Origin of the sequence: Oceanicaulis sp. (genome assembly GCF_965249665.1) — a bacterium.
Classification (GTDB): domain Bacteria; phylum Pseudomonadota; class Alphaproteobacteria; order Caulobacterales; family Maricaulaceae; genus Oceanicaulis.
In genome coordinates this window covers 581,169-607,247 of sequence record NZ_OZ252247.1, presented here as the reverse complement: position 1 = coordinate 607,247, position 26,079 = coordinate 581,169, and the positions used below count along the sequence as shown (strand labels likewise).

Genomic DNA, 26,079 nt, shown 5'->3' with positions numbered 1-26,079 from the left:
GCCTAGAAGCGTTCCAGCAGGCGGTCGATATAATCGAGCTCTTCCTGGGGGCGACCGCGTTCAGCGGCGCGGCGACGCAATTCCTCCAAGATGTCACGGGCCCGCTGGCGTTCGCTCTCGCTGGGCAGGTTCGTGTCCTGACCCTCCGCAGCGCCGCGGCCGAGCGGGTCAGAACCCTCTCCATCATCGCCTTGACGCAATTCGTCTTCCAGCGCCTGGGCGGCCGACTGGGCGGTGCTGCGGAGCCCCTCCAGCGCTTCATCCTGAAGGGCCAGGGCGTCTTCGCCATTGCCCTCGCGCAAGGCGCGGGCGGCGCCTTCCATAGCCCGGCGGGCGTCATCAAGCGCCTGACGTGCGTCCTCACCGGCTTCGCCGCCGGGCAAGGAATCGTCCAGATCGCCCAAACCGCCGGGCAAATCTTCCTGTGGGTCGGCCAGATCGCGCAGGCTTGGGCCTTCGCCCTCGTCCTGACGTTCAAAACTCTGTTCGCCGTCATCCACAGACCCGCCGGGTTCAGCCTCGCCCGGCGCCAGCGGATCAGACAAGGGATCACGGCCGGCCTCGCCGGTCTGGCCCTGCTGGCTGTCACGTTGGGCGTTGAACGTGTCTTCCATCAGGCTGCGTTGCTCGGTGATCGTGTCGCTCAGCTCTTCCAGCGCTTCGCGCAGGGCCTGCGCTGCAGCGCTTTCCCCCTCACCATCGCCTTCGCCCTGACCCAGGGTCACCTGCATGTTGCGTAGAAGTTCAGCGAGCATGGCCAGCGCCTGACGCGAGCCTTGCGTATCGCCAAGCTCAGTCGCTTCGCGCAGCGCCTCAAGCAGCTGTTCGAGCATGTCTGCACTCATGCCGCCGCCCCCGCCCCCTTCGGCGTAGCGGCCCGCCTCGGCGGCTTCGCGCATCAGAAGCTGCATATAGCGGTCCATGGCCTGCTCGAACGCATCAAGCAAAGCGGAAATCTCGATCTGGTCCGCTCCACGCGCTAACGCATCCGCCAGAGCGCGTTCAGCAGCGGCGAGGGCGGCTTCCGCATCGGCCAGACTGCCCAGCTCTGCACGCAGAGCGATCTCCCACAAATCGCTCTCCATATGATCAAGCTCGCCGAGCTCACGCGCCCGGCGCACTTCCATCAGGGCGGTGCGCAGCCCCATCCAGACAACGGGATCGTTAAAATAGCGCGGCGGGGCGTCGCTGGCGGCGTTGAGCGCCAGCGCCAGACGCTGAACTTCATCGGGCGCGCGGTCCAGACGGCGTCGCGGCTGGTCGTCCAGAAAGCCGGTATTGCGCGCCGGACCCTCAGGCATGGCCGCATAATCGTTGGAGACCTGAAGAAAGCGGCGGCGTTCGCCAGCGACCGAGCGGGCCAACGGGTTCAGGAACACGCGCTGGGGCAGGGTGATCGTCATTTCGCCGCTTTGCCCGCGCTGTCCCGCGCCGTCCACGCCCGCCAGTCGGATCACCACGCGCTCACCCGCCAGCGGATCGCGCGACAAGTCAATCTCGGCCAGGCTCAGGCCGTCTTCTTCGGAGGGGCGGATTTGGCCGGGGCTGATCTCAACGCGCTTGAAGTCTGATGCGGTCGCGCCGTCGATGCCCGGCGCTTGAGCGTATTCAAGATAAATCGTCTCCAGCCCGTAATCATCTTCGGCGACGAATTCGAGTTTGAGACGGCCTTGCGCATCACCTTCAGGTTCCGCAGCGAAGGTCAGATGGGGCGGGGTGTCTTCGATCAGGGACAGGTCCACGCTTTCACGCAAACGTCCGGCGCGCAGGCTGATCACGCCATCTGATTGCGGTTCGATGCGGGCCAGTTGCACGCCGTCTGACAGGGTTTCAGTGCTTGAGGGCGCGCCGGAAATGCTGGGCGCGCGGTTCAGCCCGGCGATACGGGCGAACAGCACCGAGCCTTCAGGGATCTCGGCGCTGCGACGGTCCCGCAGGAACAAGGCGGGCCGATTGGTATATTCCGGCGCTTCAACCCACAGATCCACGCGCGCATCCTGCCCGCCGCCCGCCAGAAGGCGTGGCGCAAAGGCGTCCGACAGGCGCGGGCCCGCCAACTCGCCTGACAGAAACGCCCCGGTGATGAGCACCAGAAGCACGCTGGCGCGCAGACCGTAAGGGTCAAGCCGGCCCCAGGCCGCTTTCGGACGGCGCGCGCGGGCGTGTTCAAGCCGGGCCCGCATGCGGGTGATGTGCGCGTCCCACAGGGCCGCCTCGCCGGACGCCGGAACATCGCGCAAGGCCTCAAACGGGCGGTCGGTCAGGCCGCTATCATCCTCGATCCGACGTTCGATTTCGGTCTGATCGGGCCAGGCAAAAGCGGGCAGTCGCCAGCGGATAAAAGCAGCGGCGCCGCCCAGGGTCAGCGCCAGGCTGATCAGACGCCATGGATCGCCCAGACGTTCGAAAACGCCAAAAATGGCCAATATCAGGTACAGGCCCAGCAGTGCCGCGGGGCCAATCAGCACCGGGGCGGCGCGCTCCCATAAAAGCGCGGCGCGGGCTCGAAAGAAGGCGGTGGCGCGTCGCATGGTGTGAAAACTAGACCGTCAGGGCCGGCTTTGCACGGGGGAATGACCTAGCGCGTTTGCTCACTTGCAGTGGACTCGCCTTCGGCGTCTTCTGCGGTTTCATCGCTCTCATAGGCGCGTTCGTCCGCGGTGCGCTCATCTGCGCCCCAGAAGGGCGGCGGGCGTTCAAGATCGCCGCGAATGCCACAACCTGACAGCACCAGCGCTGCCGCGAAGCCCAGAAAGGCGAGGGTCAGTCGTTTCATGCCATCTCTCCATCTTCACCCGTGTCATACAGGTCCAGCTCGAACTCGAAATGCTCCTGCCAGGCTTTGACCTGTTCCATAACCCGGACCGGGGCCGTGCCGCCATAGCTGGTGCGGCTTTCCATGGACGCCCGCGCGGACAGGACCGAGAAGACCCGATCGTCGATCTGCGGCTCGATGGCCTGATACTCCGCCAGCGGCAAATCCTTGAGCGGCAGGCCTTTGGCCTCGGCGGCCTTCACGGCTGAGCCTGATACATGATGAGCGTCGCGGAAGGGCATGCCCAGCTCGCGCACCAGCCAGTCAGCGAGGTCTGTGGCGTCGGAATAGGACTCTCCCGCCGCCGCTTCCAGCGTCTCACGGTTAAAGCTCAGATCCGCCGCCATGCCGCTCATCGCTGCGATGGCGAGCGCCAGATCATCAAACGCGTCAAAGACGAGCTGCTTGTCTTCCTGCATATCCTTGGAATAGGCGAGCGGCAGGCCCTTGCAGACAATGATCAGGCCCTGAAGCGCGCCGGAGATGCGACCCGGCTTGGCGCGCACCAGCTCAGCGGCGTCCGGATTGCGCTTTTGCGGCATGATTGAAGAGCCTGTGGAGAAAGCGTCTGTGAGTTGCGCAAAGCCGAACCGGCCAGACGTCCAGAGCACGATCTCCTCGGCGAAGCGCGACAGGTTGACCGCGGTGATGGTTGCGGCGGCGAGCGCCTCGAGCGCGAAATCCCGCGAGGAGACCGCGTCCAGCGAGTTCGCCATGGGGACGTCAAATCCGAGCGCGTCAGCGGTCATGCTCCGATCAATCGGGAAGGCGGTGCCCGCAAGCGCAGCAGCGCCCAACGGGCTTTCATTCAGACGATCGCGGGCGTCCAGCAGGCGGCCCCGGTCGCGCTCGGCTGCTTCAACCCAGCACAGAAGATGGTGGCCCAACGAAATCGGCTGCGCGGTCTGCAGATGGGTGAAGCCTGGCATCACCCAATCGGCATGGGTTTCAGCCTGTTTGACCAGCGCTGCCTGATAGGCGCGCAAACCCTGGGCGGCGTCATCGAGCGCGCCGCGCAGCCAGAGACGGAAATCGGTCGCGACCTGGTCATTGCGCGAGCGTGCGGTGTGAAGACGCCCAGCAGGCGCGCCGATTTTCTCTCGCAGCGCCGCTTCGATATTCATGTGGACGTCTTCAAGCTCGGGCTTCCACTCAAACTCGCCAGAGATGATGTCATCGCGAATGGCGATCAGGCCGGATGAGATGGCATGCTCATCCTCGCTTGAAATCACGCCGCAGGCGGCCAACATCCGGGCATGGGCGAGGGATCCGGCGATGTCCTGTTCAAAAAGTCGTTTGTCCACGTCCACGGACGCATTGATCGCTTGCATCACGGCGGAAGGTCCGGCGTTAAATCGGCCGCCCCAGATGCCGCTGGCTTTTGCGTTCTGGGATTTTACATCTTCGGTCATGGGCGATGCGTCCTTGGGCGGGGTTCTGGAGCGGAACCGGTAGAAAAGAGGGTCGCTATGAAAGCGCCGAGTTTGAAAACAGGCATTCTCACAGTCGGCGCGATTGGCGTGCTGGGCATCCTATACGTTATTTCCAGCGCGCTTGTCAGTTCCACTCATGGCCCGCTCGACAGTTTCGCGGTTGGCGAAATGTCGGAGTTCCGCACGGTGCCTGAAGCGCCCGAGCAACCGCGCAATACGCTGATCACGGGCGAGGGTGAGGAGATCACCCTGGCCGACAAGCGCGGCAAGCTTCTATTGGTCAATTTCTGGGCGACCTGGTGCGCGCCCTGCGTGGTCGAGATGCCCTATCTGAACGAGCTGCAGGGGGCGTATGGCTCGGATGATTTCGAGGTCGTGACCATCTCCATGGATCGTCGGATTGAGGAGCCGCAGGCCTTCTTTGAAGAGTATGAGCTGGATCATCTGAATTTCTATTTTGATCCCGGCATGAGCATCGCCTTCGGCGTGATGGGCAGCGCCAATCGCGGCCTGCCTCTGACCATTCTCTATGATCGCAATGGCATCGAAATTGGCCGCGTTGCCGGTGAAGCCGAGTGGAACAGCCCGGAGGCCTATGCCCTGATCGAGGCGGCGCTGGAGCGGTATTAACGCGGCTTCACTTGCTTTTTGCGCGTTAGAGCGTCCCCAATGAGGGTTTCAATCTGGGGAGGACACTGACATGAAATATCTGCTGATCGCTGGCGCAGGTGTCGCCGCACTGGGCTGGGTGATGCCTGCGCACGCCCAGGAGACGCCCGGCGAGGCTGTCGAGGCGCTCTATGACGTGATATCCGGTCCTGTCGGCGAGGCGCGCGACTGGGACCGCTTCCGGGCGATGTTCCTGGACGGCGCGCAGATGACCGTTCTGGCGCCCACGCCGGATGGCGAAGACCGCGTGGTGACGCTGACCATCGAGGATTATGTCGCGCGTAACAGTGAGCGCTTGTCGGAAATGGGCTTCACCGAGGCCGAGACCCGTCGCCAAACCCATCTCTATGGTGGGCTCGCCACGATCCTAAGCGCCTATGAAGCGACGCGCGCGGATACAGGCGAAACGATTACGACCGGGGTGAACACCATCGTTCTCGCGCGGCAAGAGGGGGTGTGGAAAGTCGCCAGCCTGGCCTGGCGGTCCGAGACCGAAGACTGGCCGGTCGAGCGAGCGTTCGAGGCGCAATAGAGGCTGCAAAAAACCCCGGAAGCGGCGCTTCCGGGGTTTTCTGTGTTCGGTTGGAAAGACGGCTTAGAGGCCGACTTTGCCCAGCTCGGCTTCGAACTCGGGCACGGCCTGGAACAGGTCGGCGACGAGGCCGTAATCAGCGACGGAGAAGATCGGAGCTTCTTCATCCTTGTTGATCGCGACGATGACCTTGGAGTCCTTCATGCCGGCCAGGTGCTGGATCGCGCCGGAAATGCCGACGGCGATGTACAGCTCGGGCGCGACCACCTTGCCGGTCTGGCCGACCTGGTAATCGTTCGGCACGAAACCCGCATCCACAGCCGCGCGCGAGGCGCCCACGGCGGCGTTGAGCTTGTCAGCGACCTTTTCGAGGATGGCGAAGTTCTCGCCATTGCCCATGCCGCGACCGCCGGAGATGACAATCTTGGCGGAAGCCAGCTCGGGGCGGTCCGATTTGGACAGCTCTTCAGAAACGAACTCTGAATTGGCTGACGGAGCCGGTGCATCCAGGCTCTCAACAGAGGCCGAACCGCCATCACCCGCTTTTTCAAACGTGGTCGGACGTACGGTGATGACCTTCTTGGCGTCGTTGGACTTCACCGTCAGCATCGCATTGCCCGCATAGATCGGGCGCACGAAGGTGTCAGGGCTTTCAACGGCCGTGATGTCGGAGATCAGCATCACATCGAGCTTGGCGGCGACGCGCGGCATGAAGTTCTTACCCACGGTCGTGGCCGGGGTGAGAATGGCGTCGTAATCGCCGGCGATGGAGACCACAACGGCTTCCATGGCTTCAGCGAGCTTCTTCTCGAGCGTATCTGCGTCCGCGTGCAGAACCTTGGAGACGCCGTCGAGCTTGGCGGCGGCGTCAGCCACAGCGCTTGCGCCTTTGCCGGCGACCAGCACATGAATGTCGCCGCCGATTTTCGAGGCCGCAGTCACAGCGGCGCGCGTGGCGTCATTGAGTTCCGCGTTGTCGTGTTCAGCAATAACCAGAACAGTCATTTAGATCACCCCCGCTTCGTTCTTCAGCTTGTCGACCAGCTCGGCCACAGTCTCAACCTTGACGCCCGCTTCGCGCTTGGGCGGCTCGGAGACCTTCACAACATCCAGACGCGGGCTGATGTCCACGCCGAAATCGTCCGGGGTCTTGGCGTCGATCGGCTTGCGCTTGGCCTTCATAATGTTGGGCAGAGACGCATAGCGCGGCTCATTCAGGCGCAGATCGCTGGTGATGATCGCCGGGGCCGGGATGGCGAGGGTCTGCAGACCGCCGTCAATCTCGCGCGTGACGTTGAAGCCCGTGTCGGTTTTCTCGACTTCGGACGCGAAGGTGGCTTGCGGCCAGCCCAAAAGGGCAGCGAGCATCTGACCGGTCGCATTGGAGTCATCGTCAATCGCCTGCTTGCCCAGAAGGACCAGCTCGGGGGATTCCGCTTCCACGACGCCTTTGAGGATTTTCGCCACGGCGAGCGGTTCGACCGTCGCGTCCGTGGTCACATGGATGCCGCGATCCGCGCCCATGGCGAGCGCAGTGCGGATCGTCTCCTGAGCCTGGGCGGGACCGATGGAGACCACGACGATCTCTTCGGCGACGCCCTTTTCCTTCAGCCGGATCGCTTCTTCCACAGCGATCTCGCAGAAGGGGTTCATGCTCATCTTGACGTTGGCCAGGTCGACCCCGGTCTGATCCGGTTTGACGCGGACCTTCACGTTATAATCGACTACCCGTTTGACGGGGACGAGGATCTTCATCGACGGCTCCGGTTTCTCTTCGTTTGAACTGCTCGGCGCGAGGGAGCCGATTGCTCCCGAGACCTGGCGCCGACTATGGTCAGGCTTGAACTTAGGCGCGGAAACTGCCCTTGCCACCCTCATAAGTCAACGCGCCATGCCTGAAGGTCCGGACAAGACGTTGCAGCGCAGCACTGCTCGAGTGAACGCGGGTCACTCTGGCGGCGGCGCCCGGACGCAAAAACGGCCGACGCTCCCAGGGAGGTCGGCCGTTGGTCAGGTTGTCAGGCGCCGGGCGCAGCTGACGGATTATTCTTCGGTGACGACCGTCAGCTCGGTGTTGATCTCGATGCGGATTTCATCAGAGACAGCCGGTGCGGCGTAACCCATGCCCCATTGTGAGCGCAGGATTTCGCCAGTGGCGGTGAAGCCCGCGGTCGGGGTTTGCGAGAACGGGTTCGGACCGCGCTGGTTGAGCGTCACGTCCAGCGTCACCGGATGGGTCTGACCCAGCAGCGTCAAATCGCCCATCATCTGGCCGGTTTCGCCATCCTCGGTCTCAAAGCCGGTGGCGACAAAACGCGCGGTCGGATATTCGGCGGTGTTGAAGAGGTCGGGGGAGTTCAGATGACCCACGAAGCGGTCCTGATCGGCGCCGACCCAGAAGCCGTCTGCGAGGTTGAAGGTCACGTCCACGGTGGAGTTCGCGGGCTCTTCAAAGTCCAGCATCAAAACACCGTCAAAGTCGGTGAACTGGATGGCCTGGTGAGAAAAGCCCAGATGGGTCCAGGTGGCGCGGATCGCGGTGTGGGTCTTGTCAAACTCGTACTCGACCGGATCGGCGAAAGCTGAGGGGGTGAGGGCGGCGGCGCCCAGGAAGGCCGCGAGCGAGGCGGCGGCGTATGCGGTCTTCATCATGCTCTGTCCCTATGTGTGAACGGCGAAACTGCGGCAACGGGCCGCATGCAGTTAAATAGGGAGGCTCACCCGCACTTTGCTACCCGTCTGGCGTGAATTTCGTTTTTTCCGGAATGGAAACGCTTCACGAGAGAGTGTGCGGACGCCTTATGCGGGCGTCAGCGGTTCGCGCCTGGAACCCACTTCACATCGCGCGCGCCGTCATCGTTGGCGATCCGCGCCGCCACGAACAGATAATCCGACACCCGGTTGAGATAGGTGATCGCTGGCGCGCCCACGACGTCGCCCCGGTTCGCCAGCTCGACCGTGCGGCGCTCGGCGCGGCGAGCGATGGTGCGCGCAAGATGCAGGCGCGCAGACAATTCAGCGCCGCCGGGCAGGATGAAACTGTCCAGCGGTTCCAGCTTGTCGTTGTGGGCGTCGATGCGCGCTTCCAGCCAGTCGGTTTGCGCAGGCGTCATGCGCAAGGGTTCCCAGTCGAGCTGTTCACCGCGATCCGGCACGCAGAGATCGGCGCCCAGATCAAACAGGTCATTTTGGATGCGCGTCAGCTCGGGCGTCAGCGGGTGGTTCTCGCCCGCGCCGCAAACCGCCAGGCCCAGCGCGGCGTTCAGTTCATCTACCGCACCATAGGCCTCGACCCGGAGGTCGTGCTTGTCGGTCTCGCTCATATCGCCCAGACGGGTGCGGCCCGTGTCACCGGTGCGGGTGTAGATTTTCGTGAGCCGGACCATGGCGCTCTCCTTTGATTTGCGCGGGCAAACTATCGAGCAAGGCGCACAACGACAATGGGTGGAAGCTGCCTTCGGTGTCACCTACAAGTTACTCTTGACGGAATTGCACCGAGCTGGCAAACCTGAAAGTGTCACCTTTGCGTAACATGCCTTTGGAGTCTGACATGATAGTCTTTTTTGCTGCGACGACGCTGGCCTGTCTGTCGGTCGCCCATGCCCAGCCTCTAACGCAGCTGCAGTCAGTTGCAGACTCTGTCCTGTCGGAAACCGGCGCACCAGCGGCTGGCGTTGCCTGGGTGACGCGCGATGGCGAGCGCAGCGTCGCGGTCGCCGGCGTACGTCGTCAGGACGCGCCAGATGACGTGACGCCGGATGATCTGTGGCATCTGGGATCGAACACCAAGGCGATGACGGCGACGCTTGCGGCGCGTCTGGTGGAAACGGGCGTGATCGATTGGGAGACGACGCTGGGCGAGGCGCTGTCAGATTTGGAGCTTGAGATCCGGACTGAGTTCTTACCGGTGACCTTGGCGGATTTGCTGCATCATCGCTCCGGACTGCCGGCCAATCTGGGGCGATTGTCGACGCTGCGTTTTCTGGGATCAGATGACAGCCGTGATGTTCAGGAGGACCGTCTGCGCTACTCTGAAATCCTTTTAGCGCAAGCGCCGACCCAGTCACGCGGCGCGTTCCTCTACTCCAACGCCGGCTATGTCATCGCCGCATTGATGATGGAGCAGGCTGCGGGACAGTCCTATGAGACCCTGATGCAAGAGGAGGTGTTCTCACCCTTGGGCATGGAGAGCGCGGGGTGGGGCCCGCCGGGCGTAATGGGGGCGAACGACCAGCCACGCGGTCATGGCGCGGGCCTGTTTGGCGGCCTGTCGGTGCGAGAGCCGGATGAGCGAGCGGACAACCCGCCCGTGCTGAATTCGGCGGGCCGGGCGCATATGAGCCTTGATGACGTGCTGGATTTTCTTCAAGCGCATCTGGGTGCAGACGATGGAGCTTATCTCAGCGCACGCAGCTGGGAGGTTCTGCATCGACCGCTGGGCGAGGAGGCCTACGCCATGGGTTGGGGCGTCACCTCAGAGGGCGCGCTGGGGCATAGCGGCTCGAACACCATGTGGCTGATCCGGGTTCGGATTGACCCGGTGGGCGGCCGTGCTGCGGCGGCTGTCGTCAATGATGGGCGCGTTCAACGGGCCTCGCCGGTTCTGGGAGAAGCGCTCACGCACATTCTGGAGGCTGAGACTCCCTAGGCGCCAAACTGGTTTTTCAGCCAGAAGCCAGCGACCAGCACCAGAACAGCGACGAACTGAAGCGCGACGCGGGCCCGCATGAGCTTGTTGGACCAGGAGCGTCCGAACTCTCCCCCCTTGAACAGGGCGAAAATCCCGACGCAGAGCACGACAAAGACAACAGCTAGCAGGGCGTAAAGCAGAATATCGACAAATGTGATCATGCCGCTGATGTAGGCTGGAAGCCTTGGGGTGGCAATGGCGCGGCTCAAGACCTGACACAAGGCCGCACTACTTCCGCGATAGGATAATTAATACTCGCCTTTTGCGAGCATAATGAAGGCGCTGCCTGTTCATCTAACTGGAAAGCCCTCATACTCCGCGAATCGATGAATGCATTTAACGCCAGGACCAACGAAATGCGTGATCTTGCCGGGGGCCGCGTGACGCGCCGTGATATGAGGCGCGAAGCGACGAAGGCCGCTGTTCTTGAAGCGGCCGAAAAAGTCTTCCTGTCCCAAGGTTATGAAGGGGCGACCATCAAGGCCATTGCGGATGAAGCGGGTGTGTCTCCGGGCACCGTTCTGAACGCAGAGCCTTCAAAAGCCGCACTACTCATGGCGATCTTAAGCAATGAAGTCGAGATCATTGCAGAATCTGTCGAGCAGATGGAAGCTGCCTTGTCGGGCGGTCTGACGGATCGGATCATTGCTTTGCTGCAGATCATGCTCGAAGCACAGTCACGCAATAGCGAACTGTTCGCCGCCGCTGTCGGCCATAGCTGGATGATGGCTGATCCCACCTATCAAGCTGCATTTGATCAGATGGAACTGGCCTGGCGCCCGATCCGGCGCGTGATAGAAGCTGGCATCGCCTCTGGTGAGTTGCGACAGGATGCCAACCCTGACACGATTATTGCGGTTCTGAGCGACCAATTTCTGGGCGCAATGCGCGCCAAACGCCGCAGCGAATACGAAGAGCGTCCCATAGTGTCACTGGAAGACCGGGTCCGTCTTGTGATCGAAGGGATTCTGACGCGCTAGGCGCCTTAGGTTCTCCAGCGCAGGACGGCGGGTTTGACGGGGTTCCTGAACGCCCGGCCCTCCGCCTTCGCGCTCATCCATTCGCGTTTCAGCCGTCGGTACCACACCATCAAAGTGTCCGCGTCCGGAATCTGCATGAGTGGCGGGTCATAGGACAGGCCCTCGCCCTGGAGCTTCATGATCCGGGCGTCCTGCTGCAAAAAGGCGTGAGTGAAAGGGCGAGCGATCAGCTTAACGAGGTTCAGGATCGGCACGTCCCAGTACATGATCTCGCGGATTTCACACAGATTTTCATCAATCGGCGTGATCGCCGCCAGCCCGATGAAGCCGTATTTTTCGTTGCGAATGGATTCCGAGCGCAAGCCGGGCAGGAGAAACTGAATCTCCACCCGGATTTCGCCGCCGATAATGTTGTAAATATAGGAGTTCACCGGCTTATGAGAGAGCATGGTGAAGCCCATTTCGCTGGGTGCATAATGCTTCTCTTTTTCCTTCAGCGTCTTTGAGCTGCGCCAGAGCGGGCTCTTGTGCACGAAGGGGGTATGGGCCGGGTCGAGCAGACCGATCACGGCGTGATCCTGGTGGCAGGCCAGTTCGGCCCGCTGGACGAACTTCACCTTGCCTTCGGTCTGGCCCTTGTGAAGCACCATGTTTTCAAAGCGCGGCGGCTCGCTGTCGGGTTCGCGCGCCGGGTCGGTCGGCATGTAGATCCAGACCAATCCGTCCTGTTCGCGCAGGGTGTATTTGCGCACCTGGATCTTGCTCAGGTCAAAGGGTTGCCCCTCCACCAGAGACGGAATGTGCGCACAGCCGCCATCGGTGCGGAAGCGCCAGCCATGATACGGGCATTCCACGGTCTTGCCGCCATCGGGCTCGTCCAGCATCTGCCCTGAAGATAGAGGCACGGCCCGGTGCGGACACAGATCGCGCAGAGCAAACGGCGCGCCGTGTCCGTCGCGGCCCATCACGATGGGCTCGCTCAGGAATTTTTTCTTGTAAAGCTTGCCGGCCTTCAGCTCGTCTGACGTCATGGCCACATACCAGATGTCGCGGATCAGCGGGCCGCCCAGAGCGCGGAACGGGTCATCACCGGTCTTGGGCGAAGCGCTCGAGGCGCTGGAGGAGGCGGAGGCGGAAGCGGCGGTGTCGGTCATGGGTCGGGTTTAGCCGCGCCTGCGCCCGGGGTCGAGACTTGAACGCCAGCGCGTTGTGCGGCGTAAACGCCGATCATCACCAGTGCGGCCCCGATCCATTGCAAAGGGGTGAAGGCTTCGCCGAACAGAACCCAACCCGCAAAGGCGGAAACGACAGGCTGGATCAGAATGATCAAGGTGGCGAGGGCGGCGGGCGTGTGACCCAGCCCATAAGCGATCCCGCCCTGACCGCCCACATGGACGATCAGGGCCAGCGCCAGCAGCGGCCACCAGCCTGACGGATCCGGTGGCAAGAGCGGTTCATTGAAGCCCGTCGCCACCAGAAGCGCGATGGGCGCGCCCACGAAGGCGGACCAGAACATGACCTCGACCGTTGCTGCGCCGGCCTTGCGGGCCGCGCGAATGCTCAGAATGTACCCCGTATACCAGACTGCGGTGAGAGCGGAGAGAATGTCGCCACTGATCCGTTCGGGAGCGAAACGCACATTGCCGCCCGCCAGGCACACCGCGCCCAGGATCGCCAGCACGCCTGCGATGAACATGCCGCGCGTAGGACGCTCCTGGAACAGGAACCAGGCGGCGATCGCCACCAGAATGGGTGTCAGATTGGCCAGCAAGGTCGCATTGGCGGCGGTGGTGATCTTGATGCCGGCGTGCCAGAAGGCGAGATCGCCCGCAAAGAACACGCCCGCCAACGCCAGGGCGCGCCAGCCGGGCGGCTTGAACGTGAACGACGCGCCTGCGCGTCGTCGTGACCAGAGACGATGGCCCAGCAGGGCCGCGAGCAGCGGTAATCCCAGCGATAAACGCCAAAAGGCGATGGCTTGCGGACCAAGCTCTGACGCCTTCACCAAGATCGAGGCGAATCCCAAGATGGCGGCGCTGACCGCGAGCACGGCGACGCCGGGGATTGGCAGGCGAGAAGAGGCGGAAAGCGGCATGGAGAACGCCTGACAGAGAGTAAGGGTAATCAGATGAGGTCATTTGCTGGACCGGTTGGGGACTTGTCCAGTTTTGTCGTTACGCTTGCGGGACAAAAAAGGGGTGTGCGCCAGCGCTTTGAGTTTGCATAGTCGGTCAAAAGACTTAGGGGACACGCATGGATGATCTTGGAGCGACCGCGGGCGTCGTGTTGATCACACTGATCGCTTACAAGCTGGGGCTGATCCTGATCGGCGTCCTGGCGTCGCGCTTCACCCATGATGAAACCGATTTCTTTCTGGGCGGCCGCAAGATGGGACCGTGGGTGGCGGGTCTGTCCTACGCGGCCTCCACCTCTTCAGCCTGGGTGCTTCTGGGCTATACCGGTTTTGTCTATGATCAGGGGGTGTCAGCGCTCTGGATGGTCCCGGGCATATTGGGCGCATATGCGGTCATCTGGCTGGTCTTCGGCCCGCGCCTGCGCGCGGCGTCCGCTCGGGACAAGCACATCACCGCCAGTGACTACATGGCGGCGGGCGCCGGGCGCTGGACAGTCTGGGTGCGAAGCCTGGCGGGTTTGCTCGTGCTGCTCACCTTTATGGTCTATATCGCCGCCCAGTTCGGCGCCGCGGCGATCGCGTTTGAGAGTCAGTTCAACATCAGCCATTGGGAAGGCGTACTTCTGGGCGCCTGGGTGATCCTGATTTATGCGCTGATGGGCGGCTTCTGGGCGGTCTCGCTGACCGACACCTTGCAAGCGGGCGTCATGGCCGTGATCTCGGTGGTGCTGCCGCTCTTGGCCTTGATCAGTGCGGGCGGGATTGACGGCGTCTGGACAACGCTCTCTGCGACCATGCCCGCCGCCTATCTTGATCCCATGGGCGGGCGCGGCCTGTTCGCCTTTATCGGGTTTGCAACCGGGCTCGCCTCGATCGGACTGGGCGCCTTGGGTCAGCCGCATCTTCTGGCGCGTCTGATGGCGGTGCGCGATGACAAGGCGCGCAAGCGTGGCTTTGCCATCGCTATCGGCTGGGGGGTGGTCGTTCACGCCGGCATGGCGATCCTGGCGCTGTCTGGACGAGCGCTTGTCATGGACGCCGCGGACGGCGAGGCGCTCTTTTATCAGATCGCAGCCATGGTTCTGCCCGCAGTGCTGGCGGGCATCGTCATCGCAGCCGTGCTGTCTGCAGTGATGAGCACGGTGGATTCGCTTTTGATCGCGGCTTCGGCGGCGGCGGTGAATGATCTGGGGCTGGCGCGGCGTTTTCCGGGCCGTGAAATGCTGATCAGCCGCTCGGTCATGTCTGGTCTGTGCGTGCTTGCGGTGGCGCTCACCCTCAGCCTGCCCGCTTCGATCTTTGACCGCGTGCTGTTCTCCTGGTCGGCTCTGGGCGCGGCCTTTGGGCCTGTCATCCTGATGCGCGTCTGCTCGGTTGAGCCGCGCGGACTGGCGATCCTGGCCTCTATCGCGACCGGTTTTGTGCTGACAGTGGTGTTTTATGTTTTCGGGCAGGTGGATGGTGTCGCCATGGGCGGCCTTCCAGCGTTATTATCGAGCCTCGCCAGCACGCCTGGCGATCCGTTTGAGCGGATCTTCCCTTGGGTGATTCCGCTTGTGCTTCTCTTCATCTTCCGCCAGTCCCGGACTTGACGCCAATGACCGTAGCCGCCTGCCCGACGTTGACCACCGAGCGCCTGATCCTGCGTGAAACGCTGTATGAGGATTTTGAGCCGAGCGCCGCGCTCTGGGGCGATGAAAGCGTCGTGCGCTATATCGGCGGCAAGCCCTCAAGCCGCAGCGACAGCTGGGCGCGGCTGCTGCGTTTCCCGGGGCTCTGGGCCTTACTGGGTTATGGGTATTGGACGGTGGTCGAGCGAGAAACCGGCCGCTTTGTGGGGCAGGCGGGGCTTGCTGATTTCAAGCGCGACATGACCCCGTCCATCGAAGGCGTACCAGACGCCGGCTATGTCCTTTCACCGGCCTTTCAGGGGCGTGGTTACGCCACCGAAGCCATGCAGGCCGTGATGGGCTGGGCGGATGATGTGCTCAAGGCGCCGCTGACCTGCGCGATTATTCAAGATGAGAACACCGCGTCGATCCGGGTGGTTCAAAAACTGGGCTTCGGGCGCGCGGAGACGGCGGATCTGGGCGGAACGCCCGTGACGCTTTACTGGAGGGACCGGCCCGCCGCTCCGTGAGAGGCTGGCGCGGGTGGGACCCGCCGAGCGGACGCGCAGGCTTCGATCGCCCCCCTCTGACGATTGTGTGCCGCGCTGGTACACGCAAGACGAGCCCCAAGCTGGCACACGCAAAGAGCGTGCAGCTCAGCGCATACATGTTCGCGAAACTCTGTGTCCGGAACTGTTCGACAATGCGCCGAAATTAGGACACGCGCTCACAAAAGCGTGCGGTCTATCGTGTGTAAGGCAGGATTTCGGTCAGTTCGAGCGTGTAGGCGGTGTCGCCCAGATCATTGTCATGGCGATCCGTGCGCATCACACCCTTAACATAGACCGGGTCCCATAACCCTTGGATCTGTATCGGGTCATCGGCGTGGACATAGACAAGCTGGTTGGGGGGCGGAGGCGGGACGTGAATGCACGCGCCCACATAGGGCACGAGCAAGAAGCGGCTGATCTCGCGCGAACCGGTAAAATCAAAGGGCAATACATAACCGCCCAATCGCACGATCTCGCCGTTGAGCGCATCCACAGTGTTGAAGGTCTGAATTTGCGGCATCCGGTCAGCGCCGAAATGGTCCATGCCGCTCTGGATCGCCTGCATCTGTTGCAATTGGGCGATGCGTTCCGCTTCGCCTTCGGGCAACAAGTCAGCCCAGGACAGGTCCAGGAATTCAGGGGTGGACTGCGCCTCGGCGCGGTCCATGGAAAGGGCTGCGGTCGCGCCGGTCAGCGCTGCGCCAGCCAGAAAAGCGGAGAGAAGAATTGTGCGCATCATGCCTCGTAAATTGCGCTCGCTGATACTGAAGCGCAAGATACGAGGCTGAAAAGAGTGCGCGTCCTAGTCCAGGCGCAGGACCGAGCGGGCCGGCGTGAGGTCCTGGGCTGCGGCGCGAGCGCCGTCAAAATACTGAACTTCCAGCGTTTCAAACTGATTGAACGCCTCAAACAGGCCTGACAGATCGACATCCGAGAGGCGTTCGGGCCGGGCGCACTCAAATGTCCAGCTCACCACGACATCGGCATGGCCGTGACCGGCATGGTCGTTGTGATCGTGATGATCTCCGTGGTCATGGTGATCGTGATCATCATGATGCTCATGGTGGGCGGAGCCATCGTGATGCATGTGCTCATGATCCGCGTCATGGGCGTGACCATACTCATGCTCATGCTCGTGATCATGGTGATGGTCATGGTCATGGTCATGGTGATCGTCAGACGCATCTGCGGGTCCGCCGCCCACTTGCGTCCCTGTGAGCGTGCATTGTGCGGCGCTGGACAGGGTGATCATGGAGGCGCTGGCCAGGGTGCGCGCCGCTTGCTCGACCACAGCCCGCTCTTCTGGCGTTTCAGGCGTGTGCTCGAACACATAGAGATTGAAAGCCGGGGTCGTCAGTTCGGCCAGCACGGCGCCTTCAGGGTCCGCAGCGATCGCCAGTTGGGCCGCGCCGTGCACATGCGCGCCGAGCTGCCGCATCGGTTCCGCATTCTGAGCCAGAGCGGGTGAAGCCAGAAAGCAGGCGGTGAGGCAGGCGATACCAAGGCGCATAAGCAATCTCCTTAACGATGAGAGTGACGAAAGTCAGGCGGGCTGTGATCATGCGCTTCGTGCGGCGCATGGGAATGGCTGTCATCATGACCCAGCGTCATGACAGCCGCGACGGCGGCGCCGGCGAAGACGGCGCTCAAGCCCTTGAGCCAGCCCGCCTGCGCGGTTTCGCCCAGAAGATGCGAAGCGCCGACCTGCAATAGAAGGCCCGCGACCACAGCGAACAGCATGCCCAGCACGGCTGGATCAACGCCCAGGGCGAACGGACCTGAGATCACGGCGGAGATCAGGGTGGTCGCGCCTGCCGCCAGAAATGCGAGCACAGTTGCTGTGCGATCTGAGAAGCCGCCACGCTGAAGCAGCAAGAAACAGATCAGTGTCTCTGGCATTTCATGCAAGATCAGACCGGTCGCCGTGCTGATCGCCGTATAGGGGTCAATGGCTGAGGTGACGGCGTAGACGGTCCCGTCCAAAGTGGAATGCACGGCGATCGCCAGAACCGGCGCCAGCGCCTGCATGCGTCCGGCGACGCTTTGTCTCTTGATGGCGGCCCCGACCAAGACGTGCAGCACCAGTCCGAAACCGAACCCGGCGAGCACCAGCCATCCGGCATAGGGATGCAAGTCCAGCGCTTCAGGGATCAGCTTCACCAGCGCCAAGGTTACCACAACGCCGCCGGCGAACGCAGCAAACAGGGGGGCGTTCGCGCGTGTAAAACCGCTGGCGCGGTGCACCAGCACCAGCGCCAGGGCGCAGACGAGCGCGGCGGTCAGCCCAAGGCTGAGCGTAAGGAGATAAGCGGCAGACACGGAAGCGGACCATCCCGAGTGTTATATTATTTCACTCTGATAGCGGCTGTGACCCGAGGGGGCAAGCGCGCTTGGCCGTATTATCGCGCCTTGCACCCCGATGAGAAGGCTGAAAACAGAAACGCCGCCCTGGTGGGCGGCGCTTCCAAAGCGATTTAGACGACAGCCTTAGCCCATTTCGCCAGGCGACATCTGGCTTTGCATATAGCGTTCTTCGCCAATTCTCTCGATCAGTCCCAGCTGGGTTTCGAGAAAGTCGATATGCTCTTCTTCCGATTTCAGAATTTCATCAAACAGCTGGCGGCTGCCGTAATCGCCGACCTGTTCGCAATAGGCGATGGCGTCCTTGTAGACCGGATGCGCGCGGCGCTCCGCTTCAAGATCGCATTCCAGGCACTCCTTGAGGGTTTCGCCGATCAGCACCTTGCCCAGATCCTGCACGTTCGGCAGGCCTTCGAGAAACAAGATGCGCTCGATCAGCGCATCGGCGTGTTTCATTTCGTCGATGGATTCTTCGTACTCGACCTTGGCGATCTTTGCGAAGCCCCAGTCTTTGAACATGCGCGCATGAAGGAAGTATTGGTTGACCGTGGTCAGTTCCAGCCGCAGCGCCTTGTTCAGGTGCTCGATAACCTTGGGATCGCCCTTCATATGCCGCTCCATAAACGCGTGTGATGAGACCGGTAAAATACCCCGAAACGCCTGTAAAGAAAGGGGGATCGGACGATTATCTTTGCCAGTGCAAGGCACTCTCAGTCGCGAGAGTCAGGCGGCGCAATTTTTGGCGGGAGAACGTCGGAGATTATCACTCAGACAACGGCTCACACCTGAGCTGCAGCAGACCGGTTGATGCCGATCCGTATCACGGATGTCACTTTGACGACGGGGATTAAGCGACGGCGACGCCGTGCTGGATCCGGGCGGTCTGCATCACACGATCAGCTTCTTCAAAGCAACGTCCGCACTGGGGCTTGGCGCCACACGCTTTGAAAGCGCTGGGCACATCATTCGCTCCGTCCTTGGCGGCGGCCTTGAACTGGGTGCATTTCAGCGCGTTGCAGAGGCAAACATACATGGAGCAGATCCGTGATGCGGGTTGCGAGTGTGTCCGCAAATCATTCGCAACTAATATAGTCATTCTTGCGAATGAGTGTCAACGGCGATCTCGTGGGCCCGACTGTCAAAAGTTTATCAGGTGTAACCGCCCTTGTATCACTGGGCTCTGAAACAATTACCGCCCGATTGAACCGGCTCACGCTTGCGCTGACGGGCTGTCTCATGATGCAATGCAGCAAGAACGTCCGGACAAAGAGCGTTACAAAGACGCCGCGGACGCACATGAGGAGACGGCTGTGCTGAAGTTTACAAGCACGGACCAGCGCTATCCGGACAAACGGTCCGCAGACGAGCGCCGGACCGACTTTGATGAGATCTATGCGCCTTTCAGCCTGGAGCAGGGTGAGGCGCAGGCCGAACGCTGTTCGCAATGCGGCGTCCCGTTCTGCCAATCGGGCTGCCCGTTGCACAATGATATTCCCGACTGGCTGATGCTGGTCGCGGAAGGGCGTCTGCAAGAAGCGTATGAGCGCTCTTCCGCCACCTCCGCCATGCCCGAAGTGTGTGGCCGGATCTGCCCGCAAGACCGGTTGTGCGAAGGCGCGTGCGTCATTGAGCAATCGGGTCATGGCGCGGTCACCATTGGCTCGGTCGAGACCTTCATCACCGAAACTGCGTGGGAAAACGGCTGGGTGAAGCCTATCCGCCCGGCGCGCAAGACCGGCCTGTCTGTGGGCATTGTCGGCTCTGGACCCGCGGGGCTGTCCGCGGCGGAGCGTCTCGCCCAACAAGGCCATGAGGTGACGATCTATGAGCGTCAGGATCGCGCGGGCGGCTTGCTGATCTATGGCATCCCCAATTTCAAGCTCGACAAGTCTGTTGTCGAACGCCGCACCCAACGCCTGGAAGAGGGCGGTGTGGTGTTCAAGCTCAATTTCGAAGTGGGCCGGGACGCCAGCCTGACCGACCTGCGAGCGCGTCATGACGCGGTTTATGTGGCTGCGGGCGCCTATGCGGCCCGCGCCCTGACCTGTCCTGGCGGCGGCGGGCGCGGTCTTGTTCCAGCTCTTGATTATCTCACCGCCTCCAACAAGGCGGGCTTTGGCGATGAGAGCGCACAGGGCGGTCGTCTGAACGCCAGCGGCAAGCGCGTTCTGGTGATCGGCGGCGGCGACACCGCCATGGATTGCGTGCGCACCGCCATCCGTCAGGGCGCCGACAGCGTGGCGTGCCTGTACCGCCGTGACCGGGTGAACATGCCCGGCTCGGCGCGTGAAGTGGTCCATGCCGAGGAAGAGGGCGCGATGTTTGACTGGCTCAGCGCTCCCGCCGCCATTCTGGGTGATGCAGAAACCGCCTCCGGCGTGCGCATCCAGAAAATGACTCTGGGCGCGCCTGACGCGTCGGGCCGCCGCCGTCCGGTCGCAATGCCCGGTCAGGAAGAGGACCGCCAGGCCGATATGGTGATCGCGGCTTTGGGCTTTGAGCCGGAGAATTTCCCGCAAACCTTGGGTGCGGAAGGGCTGGAGCTCAATCCGCGCGGCGCGATCCGTGTGACCGACCGCAGCCGCACTTCTCTGCCGGGGGTGTATGCGGGCGGTGATGCTGTGCGCGGTGCGTCTTTGGTCGTCTGGGCCGTGAAAGACGGTCTGGACGCGGCTGAAACCATCCATGCCGATCTGATGGCGGGCGCGCGCAAAGCGCAGGCGCAGCCAATTGCGGAGCCTGCCGAATGAGCCAGTTTGATTATCTGACCGAACGTCAGCGCCTGATCGATGCCGGCGCGTATGAGCTTGAGAGTGAACGCTCGGCCTGCGGCGTAGGCCTGATCGCCGATATCAAGGGCGAGCCGCGCCGTGAAACCGTCGAGCTGGGGCTCAAAGCGCTCAAGGCGGTCTGGCACCGGGGCGCTGTGGATGCAGACGGCAAGACCGGCGATGGCGCGGGCCTGCGTCTAGGCATAGCGCAGGATTTCTTCAAGGCGGCGGTGGCCCGCACCGGGCACGAGCCCAGCGAGCACGCCATCGGCGTCGGCATGGTCTTCCTGCCGCGCACCGATTTCGGAGCCCAGGAAAAAGGCCGCACCATCGTCGAGACGGAAGTCCTGCGCGCGGGTCTGCGCCTGTTCGGATGGCGTCAGGTGCCGGTGGATCCCTCCTGTCTGGGGGCCAAGGCTGCGGCGACCCGCCCGGCGATCGAACAGATCCTGTTTGAGGACACCAGTGATCGCGGTGCGGACGAGCTGGAACGCGCCCTGTATCTGGTGCGCCGCCGGATCGAACAGCGCGCCCGCGCCGAAGCCGTGCCTGAGCTCTATGTCTGCTCACTCTCCGCGCGCGACGTCGTCTACAAGGGCATGTTTCTGGCCGAAGCCATCGACCAGTTCTATCCTGATCTGCGCGACGAGCGCTTTGTCTCGCCCTTTGCGATCTTCCATCAGCGCTATTCAACAAACACCTTCCCCGAGTGGAAGCTGGCTCAACCCTTCCGCATGCTCGCCCATAATGGCGAGATCAACACGCTCAAGGGCAATCGCAACTGGATGCAGAGCCATGAAATCCTCATGGCCCACTCCGCGTTCAAGGATGCCGAGGATGTGGTGCGCCCGGTGATCAGCCCTGGTGCGTCGGACTCTGCGGCGCTGGACGAGGTGTTTGAGATCCTGGTGCGGGCAGGCCGTTCGGCGCCCATGGCGAAAACGCTTCTGATTCCTGAAGCCTGGTCCAAACGCGGCGAGATCATGCCGGGGTCCTGGCGCGGGCTTTACGAGTATTGCAATTCGGTGATGGAGCCCTGGGACGGGCCGGCCGCCGTGATCGCGTGTGACGGCCGCTGGGCGATTGCGGGCCTTGATCGCAATGGCTTGCGTCCGCTGCGCTGGAGCCTGTCGGAAGACGGGCTTCTGACCGTCGGCTCTGAAACCGGCATGGCCGAGCTCGAACCGTCGCGTGTGATCGAGCGCGGCGCCGTGGCGCCGGGGCGTCTGATCGCGGTGGACCTCGCCGAAGGCGGCTTCCTGCGCGAGGCTGAAATGCTTGATCAGCTCGCCGCCAAGCACCCTTACGAAGACTGGCTGAAAAACGTTCGCGAGATCGAGTCCGAGGTCGGTCCCGGGCCAGAGCCGCTTCTGTTTGACGACGCCGAGCGCGCCCGTCGACAGGCCGCCGCCGGCATGACGATGGAAGAGATCGAGATCATCCTCTCGCCCATGGCCGAAGACGCCAAGGAGGCCATCGGCTCCATGGGCGATGACAGCCCGCTGGCGGTGCTGTCCAACCGCTATCGTCCGATCAGTCATTATTTCCGGCAGAACTTCTCTCAGGTCACAAACCCGCCCATCGACCCGCTGCGCGAAGGTCGGGTGATGAGCCTGAAAACCCGCTTCAAGAATCTCGGCAATGTGCTGGAGGAAGACGCGGCGCAAACCGATGTCTTCGTTTTAAATTCTCCGGTGCTCACCAACGGCATGTATGACCGCTTGCGCGCCGTTTTGGGCGAAGGGGTCGCGCTGATCGATGTCACCCTGCCGGCCGCAGACGCCACTGGCTCCGGCGCGGGTCTGAAGGCGGCGCTTGATCGCATTCGCGCCGAAGCCGAGGCGGCGATCAGCGAAGGCGGCGCCCAGCACCTGATCCTGACTGACGAACGCCAGAGCGAACGTTTCGCGCCTGTGCCCATGGCGCTGGCGGTGGGGGCGGTGCACACGCACCTCACGAGAAAAGGCCTCCGCACCTATTGTTCGCTGAATGCGCGCACGTCTGAAGTCACGGATCCGCATGCGCTGGCGGTTCTGGTGGGCCTTGGGGCCACCACGGTGAATCCGTATCTGGCGTTTGAAACCGTGGCCGCGCGCACCGAGCGCACTCTGTCAGGCATGAGCCCTGAGCAGAAGGCGAAGAACATGAAGACCGCCTTTGATGCGGGCCTTCTCAAGATCATGTCCAAGATGGGCATTTCGGTGGTCAGCTCCTATCGCGGCGGCTGTAATTTTGAAGTGCTGGGCCTGAGCCGCGCCGTGGCGAGCGAGTATCTGGGCGGGGTCACCAGCCGAATTTCCGGCATTGGCCTTGCGGGGCTTGAGTCAAAGCTCGCGGAACTTCATCGCTGGGCCTGGCGCCATGAGGATGCGGTGCGCCTGCCCGTGGGCGGGTTTTATCGCCAGCGCAGCTCGGGCGAGGCGCATGCGCTGGAAGCGGCCTCGATCAGCCTGCTTCAGAAAGCGGTCCGGAACGAGGATTACGACGCCTATCGCGCCTATGTGGCCAAGCTCAATCACGAAGACCAGCCGATCCAGCTGCGCGACCTTCTGGAGCCGCGCCCGCTGAGCGGGCCTGTCGATCTGTCGCGCTGTGAGAGCGTGAACGAGATCCGCCAGCGCTTTGTCACGCCGGGCATGTCGCTTGGCGCGCTCAGCCAGGAGGCCCATGGCGCGCTGAACGTCGCCATGAACCGCATCGGCGCCAAGTCGGTCTCGGGCGAGGGCGGGGAAGACCCCGCGCGCTATCACCCGATGCCGAACGGCGACAATATGAACTCGGCGGTCAAGCAGGTGGCCTCCGGCCGCTTTGGCGTGACGGCGGAATATCTCAACCAGTGCCGCGAGATCGAGATCAAGGTCGCCCAGGGCGCCAAGCCCGGCGAGGGCGGGCAATTGCCCGGCTTCAAGGTGACCGGGTTTATCGCCAAGATGCGCCATGCGACGCCGGGCGCGACGCTGATCAGCCCGCCCCCGCACCATGACATCTACTCGATCGAGGATCTGGCGCAGCTCATCTACGACCTCAAGCAGATCAATCCCTATGCGCGCGTCTGCGTGAAGCTCGTCTCCGCGGCGGGCGTAGGGGCGGTTGCAGCGGGCGTGGCGAAAGCCCATGCCGATGTGATCCTGATCTCGGGCAGCGTTGGCGGTACGGGCGCCAGCCCGCAAACCTCGATCAAGTTCGCGGGCGCGCCGTTGGAGCTGGGCCTGTCTGAAGCCCATCAGGTGCTGTCGCTTAACGGCTTGCGCGAACGGGTCACCCTGCGCGCGGATGGCGGCATCCGCACCGGGCGCGATGTGGTGATCGCGGCCATGCTGGGCGCGGAAGAGTTCGGCGTCGGCACGACCTCGCTGGTGGCGCTGGGCTGTCTGATGGTGCGCCAGTGCCATTCCAACACCTGCCCGGTGGGCGTGTGCACCCAGGATGAAGAGCTCAGAAAGCGCTTCTCCGGGCTCGCCGACCATGTGGTCAATCTGATGACCTTCATTGCGCGCGACACCCGTGAAATCCTCGCGAGCCTCGGTGCAGAGCGTCTGGAAGACGTGATCGGCCGGGCGGATCTTCTCGATCAGGTCAGCCGCGGCGCGGATCATCTTGATGATCTTGATCTCAACCCGCTGCTGGTGCGCGTGGACCCGCAGGCGCGGCCGCCGCGCTCGACTCGGACGCAACGCAACCCGGTGGCCCCGGCGCTCGATGAGCAGATCCTCAAAGACGCCGAGCCGGTATTCTCGCGGCGTGAGAAGATGCAGCTGGTCTATGACGTGAAGAACACCGACCGCGCCGTGGGCGCGCGGGTGTCGTCTGAAATCGTGCGCACCTTCGGCCCGGACGGGCTCGAAGACGGCCAGCTCACCTTGCGCCTGCGCGGTTCGGCGGGGCAATCCCTGGGCGCCTTCTCCGCCACGGGGCTCAGGATCGAGCTTGAAGGCGACGCCAATGATTATGTGGGCAAGGGCCTGTCGGGCGCGACGCTGGCCATCCGCCCCTTTGGCGGCTGCAAGGAGCATCGCCCCGGTGACGCCATCATCGGCAATACCGTGCTCTATGGCGCAACGTCAGGACGGCTGTTCGCTGCGGGCGGGGCGGGCCAGCGCTTTGCGGTGCGAAACTCCGGCGCGACCGTGGTGGTCGAGGGCTGCGGCGCAAACGGCTGTGAATACATGACCGGCGGCGTCGCGGTGATCCTCGGCAAGGTCGGAGACAATTTCGCTGCCGGCATGACCGGCGGGGAAGCCTTTGTGCTCGACGAGCAAGACAGGCTGGAGCCTCGCCTAAATCCTGAAAATGTCGGGGTTCATGTGCTGGCGGGCGAGGCCGAGGCGCGCTGCCGCGCCCTGATCGAGGATCATTACGCCGCGACCGGCAGCCTGCATGCCGCCGCCATCCTCAATGACTGGGAGACCCGCAAGCTCGCCATTCGCCACATCGTCCCCTTCCCGCCGGCTACCGGCATGGAGGCGCAGGAGAAACGCGCTTAGGCGGGGTCAGCGTCTCGGCGCACGGCGCCAGGCGCGTGACCGAACTGGCGTTTGAAGGCGCGGCTGAATGCGGCTTCTGAGCCATAGCCCGCGGTTTCGGCGATCTCGATCATCGGGGTGCGTGTGTCTGACAGCGCGCGATGGGCGAGATGCAGCCGCCATTGGGTCAGATAGCTAATGGCGGATTGGCCCAGCTGTTCGGTAAAGCGTGCGGCGAAGACCGAGCGCGACAGCCCGGCTTCGCGCGCCAGCGCCTCTAATGTCCAGTCCCGCTGGGGTTGGTCATGAAGCGCGGTGAGGGCGCGTCCCAGATGCGGATCGCGCAGGGCGGCCAGCCACCCGCTCTGCGCGCTGGCTTCAGTCTCGAACCAGCTGCGGACCAGCTGGATCACCAGCACATCGGTCAATCGCGTGATCACCGCTTCGCTGCCTGGTGAGAGCTCTTCGGATTCGCGCGCGATGATCGTCAGCGTGGAGGTGATCCAGCTGTCTTGCGCCTCCGCGCCTTTTGATACGATCAGCGTCGGCAAATGCGCCATCATTTGCGCGCCCAGCACCTGATCAAAGCGCACCACGCCATAGGTGATCCGCGAACGCGAGCCGGGACCGTCCAGCATCAGGGTTTCATAACGGGGGCTCAGCGGCGTCACGTCCAGCTGATCCAGCGGGACCAAATCAGCCTCAGAATCGCTGAACAGCTCATGGCGCGCGCCATTGGGGATGAGCGCCAGATCCCCGGCTTCCAGACGCACCGGCGCCTCGCCTTCAAGTCGCAACTGGCAAGCCCCGTCGAGGACGATGGCGATCAGGGTCAACCCCTCAAACGCGGGCAGCGCGATGCCCCAGGGCGCCGCCATGTCGGTCTGGCAATACAAGGTCCCCGTCAGTTTCAGCTGATCGAGCAGTGCGGTCAGCGGATCGGGCCGGGGGCGAGGGTCTGTGTTGGGCGTGCTCATGAAAACCCCCGGACGGAGAGTCAATTTTCTCGGACGGGCGAGCATGGCCTGTTCATAGCGACAAACGCAATCTCCACCCGGCTTTGGACAGGA

Annotated in this window: 25 protein-coding genes; 9 read left to right on the top strand and 16 right to left on the bottom strand. The window is 62.9% G+C overall.

Annotated features, from left to right (window positions below):
- Positions 1-2 precede the first annotated feature (2 nt).
- From ACP154_RS02955 to argH, 3 genes are read right to left on the bottom strand one after another with little or no spacing between them, the layout of a single operon-like run.
- On the bottom strand, positions 3-2,531 hold the full coding sequence (locus ACP154_RS02955) for a DUF4175 domain-containing protein (protein WP_421857016.1): 2,529 nt from the start codon (positions 2,529-2,531) through the stop codon (positions 3-5).
- A 47-nt stretch (positions 2,532-2,578) separates the two neighbouring features.
- Complete coding sequence (lptM, locus tag ACP154_RS02950) at positions 2,579-2,776, bottom strand: LPS translocon maturation chaperone LptM (RefSeq protein WP_107711584.1); 198 nt, start codon at positions 2,774-2,776, stop codon at positions 2,579-2,581.
- Positions 2,773-4,227 (bottom strand): argininosuccinate lyase, encoded by a 1,455-nt coding sequence (argH, locus tag ACP154_RS02945; RefSeq protein ID WP_421857019.1) that lies wholly within the window; start codon positions 4,225-4,227, stop codon positions 2,773-2,775. Before argH ends, lptM begins: the two co-directional genes overlap by 4 nt.
- A 57-nt stretch (positions 4,228-4,284) precedes the next feature.
- Between argH and ACP154_RS02940 the strand changes: the two genes are divergently transcribed.
- Both ACP154_RS02940 and ACP154_RS02935 read left to right on the top strand, forming a co-directional pair.
- A complete protein-coding gene (locus tag ACP154_RS02940) occupies positions 4,285-4,878 on the top strand; it encodes a TlpA family protein disulfide reductase (RefSeq protein ID WP_421857022.1) in 594 nt (197 codons plus the stop codon).
- A 70-nt stretch (positions 4,879-4,948) separates the two neighbouring features.
- Positions 4,949-5,449 carry a hypothetical protein gene (locus tag ACP154_RS02935; protein ID WP_421857025.1) on the top strand — a complete coding sequence of 167 codons (501 nt, stop codon included), beginning with the start codon at positions 4,949-4,951 and terminating at the stop codon, positions 5,447-5,449.
- Positions 5,450-5,512: 63 nt separating this feature from the next.
- Here ACP154_RS02935 and ACP154_RS02930 read toward each other — a convergent pair whose 3' ends face one another.
- The 4 genes from ACP154_RS02930 to ACP154_RS02915 form a co-directional block, all read right to left on the bottom strand.
- Positions 5,513-6,454: an electron transfer flavoprotein subunit alpha/FixB family protein gene (locus tag ACP154_RS02930; RefSeq protein ID WP_421857028.1), complete on the bottom strand. Its 942-nt coding sequence runs from the start codon at positions 6,452-6,454 to the stop codon at positions 5,513-5,515.
- On the bottom strand, positions 6,455-7,204 hold the full coding sequence (locus ACP154_RS02925) for an electron transfer flavoprotein subunit beta/FixA family protein (RefSeq protein ID WP_107711579.1): 750 nt from the start codon (positions 7,202-7,204) through the stop codon (positions 6,455-6,457).
- A gap of 288 nt (positions 7,205-7,492) precedes the next feature.
- Positions 7,493-8,101 (bottom strand): YceI family protein, encoded by a 609-nt coding sequence (locus ACP154_RS02920; RefSeq protein WP_421857031.1) that lies wholly within the window; start codon positions 8,099-8,101, stop codon positions 7,493-7,495.
- 158 nt (positions 8,102-8,259) lie between these two features.
- A complete protein-coding gene (locus ACP154_RS02915; RefSeq protein WP_421857034.1) occupies positions 8,260-8,835 on the bottom strand; it encodes a cob(I)yrinic acid a,c-diamide adenosyltransferase in 576 nt (191 codons plus the stop codon).
- Here ACP154_RS02915 and ACP154_RS02910 point away from each other — a divergent pair.
- Both ACP154_RS02910 and ACP154_RS02905 read left to right on the top strand, forming a co-directional pair.
- The gene (locus tag ACP154_RS02910; RefSeq protein WP_421857037.1) at positions 8,834-8,980 is read left to right on the top strand and encodes a hypothetical protein; all 147 of its coding nucleotides are present in this window, start codon (positions 8,834-8,836) and stop codon (positions 8,978-8,980) included. The two genes, ACP154_RS02915 and ACP154_RS02910, sit on opposite strands and share 2 nt — an antisense overlap.
- Before the next feature lie 19 nt (positions 8,981-8,999).
- Positions 9,000-10,097 carry a serine hydrolase domain-containing protein gene (locus tag ACP154_RS02905; protein WP_421857040.1) on the top strand — a complete coding sequence of 366 codons (1,098 nt, stop codon included), beginning with the start codon at positions 9,000-9,002 and terminating at the stop codon, positions 10,095-10,097.
- Here ACP154_RS02905 and ACP154_RS02900 read toward each other — a convergent pair.
- Positions 10,094-10,300, bottom strand: a complete 207-nt coding sequence (locus ACP154_RS02900) for a twin transmembrane helix small protein (protein ID WP_421857043.1) — start codon at positions 10,298-10,300, stop codon at positions 10,094-10,096. The two genes, ACP154_RS02905 and ACP154_RS02900, sit on opposite strands and share 4 nt — an antisense overlap.
- Before the next feature lie 195 nt (positions 10,301-10,495).
- Here ACP154_RS02900 and ACP154_RS02895 point away from each other — a divergent pair, with 195 nt between their 5' ends.
- Positions 10,496-11,119, top strand: coding sequence for a TetR/AcrR family transcriptional regulator (locus ACP154_RS02895; RefSeq protein ID WP_107713588.1), 624 nt, complete (start codon positions 10,496-10,498; stop codon positions 11,117-11,119).
- Positions 11,120-11,124: 5 nt separating this feature from the next.
- On the opposite strand, the gene ACP154_RS02890 is transcribed toward ACP154_RS02895, so the two are convergent.
- Complete coding sequence (locus tag ACP154_RS02890) at positions 11,125-12,273, bottom strand: Rieske 2Fe-2S domain-containing protein (protein ID WP_421857046.1); 1,149 nt, start codon at positions 12,271-12,273, stop codon at positions 11,125-11,127.
- The gene (locus ACP154_RS02885; RefSeq protein WP_421857049.1) at positions 12,270-13,214 is read right to left on the bottom strand and encodes a DMT family transporter; all 945 of its coding nucleotides are present in this window, start codon (positions 13,212-13,214) and stop codon (positions 12,270-12,272) included. The genes ACP154_RS02890 and ACP154_RS02885 overlap by 4 nt, the downstream gene beginning before the upstream one ends.
- A gap of 158 nt (positions 13,215-13,372) precedes the next feature.
- Between ACP154_RS02885 and ACP154_RS02880 the strand changes: the two genes are divergently transcribed.
- Together ACP154_RS02880 and ACP154_RS02875 are read left to right on the top strand one after the other, a co-directional pair.
- Complete coding sequence (locus ACP154_RS02880; protein WP_421857052.1) at positions 13,373-14,845, top strand: sodium/proline symporter; 1,473 nt, start codon at positions 13,373-13,375, stop codon at positions 14,843-14,845.
- A 5-nt stretch (positions 14,846-14,850) separates the two neighbouring features.
- Positions 14,851-15,393: a GNAT family N-acetyltransferase gene (locus ACP154_RS02875; RefSeq protein ID WP_421857055.1), complete on the top strand. Its 543-nt coding sequence runs from the start codon at positions 14,851-14,853 to the stop codon at positions 15,391-15,393.
- A 214-nt stretch (positions 15,394-15,607) separates the two neighbouring features.
- Here the strand turns inward: ACP154_RS02875 and ACP154_RS02870 are convergent, their stop codons facing one another.
- From ACP154_RS02870 to ACP154_RS02850, 5 genes are all read right to left on the bottom strand, one after another.
- Positions 15,608-16,150 (bottom strand): DUF3299 domain-containing protein, encoded by a 543-nt coding sequence (locus tag ACP154_RS02870; protein ID WP_421857058.1) that lies wholly within the window; start codon positions 16,148-16,150, stop codon positions 15,608-15,610.
- A gap of 66 nt (positions 16,151-16,216) precedes the next feature.
- The gene (locus ACP154_RS02865) at positions 16,217-16,924 is read right to left on the bottom strand and encodes a ZrgA family zinc uptake protein (protein WP_421857061.1); all 708 of its coding nucleotides are present in this window, start codon (positions 16,922-16,924) and stop codon (positions 16,217-16,219) included.
- A gap of 11 nt (positions 16,925-16,935) precedes the next feature.
- Positions 16,936-17,733: a ZIP family metal transporter gene (locus ACP154_RS02860; protein ID WP_421857063.1), complete on the bottom strand. Its 798-nt coding sequence runs from the start codon at positions 17,731-17,733 to the stop codon at positions 16,936-16,938.
- Between the two features lie 168 nt (positions 17,734-17,901).
- On the bottom strand, positions 17,902-18,384 hold the full coding sequence (bfr, locus tag ACP154_RS02855; RefSeq protein ID WP_107711568.1) for a bacterioferritin: 483 nt from the start codon (positions 18,382-18,384) through the stop codon (positions 17,902-17,904).
- Between the two features lie 238 nt (positions 18,385-18,622).
- The gene (locus ACP154_RS02850; protein WP_421857065.1) at positions 18,623-18,808 is read right to left on the bottom strand and encodes a (2Fe-2S)-binding protein; all 186 of its coding nucleotides are present in this window, start codon (positions 18,806-18,808) and stop codon (positions 18,623-18,625) included.
- 211 nt (positions 18,809-19,019) lie between these two features.
- Here ACP154_RS02850 and ACP154_RS02845 point away from each other — a divergent pair, with 211 nt between their 5' ends.
- Entirely contained in the window at positions 19,020-20,525 is a 1,506-nt protein-coding gene (locus tag ACP154_RS02845; RefSeq protein ID WP_421857067.1) for an NAD(P)-dependent oxidoreductase, read from the top strand.
- A complete protein-coding gene (gene gltB, locus ACP154_RS02840; RefSeq protein ID WP_421857069.1) occupies positions 20,522-25,030 on the top strand; it encodes a glutamate synthase large subunit in 4,509 nt (1,502 codons plus the stop codon). Before ACP154_RS02845 ends, gltB begins: the two co-directional genes overlap by 4 nt.
- Here the strand turns inward: gltB and ACP154_RS02835 are convergent.
- Complete coding sequence (locus ACP154_RS02835; protein ID WP_421857071.1) at positions 25,027-25,986, bottom strand: AraC family transcriptional regulator; 960 nt, start codon at positions 25,984-25,986, stop codon at positions 25,027-25,029. The two genes, gltB and ACP154_RS02835, sit on opposite strands and share 4 nt — an antisense overlap.
- Positions 25,987-26,079: the final 93 nt, after the last annotated feature.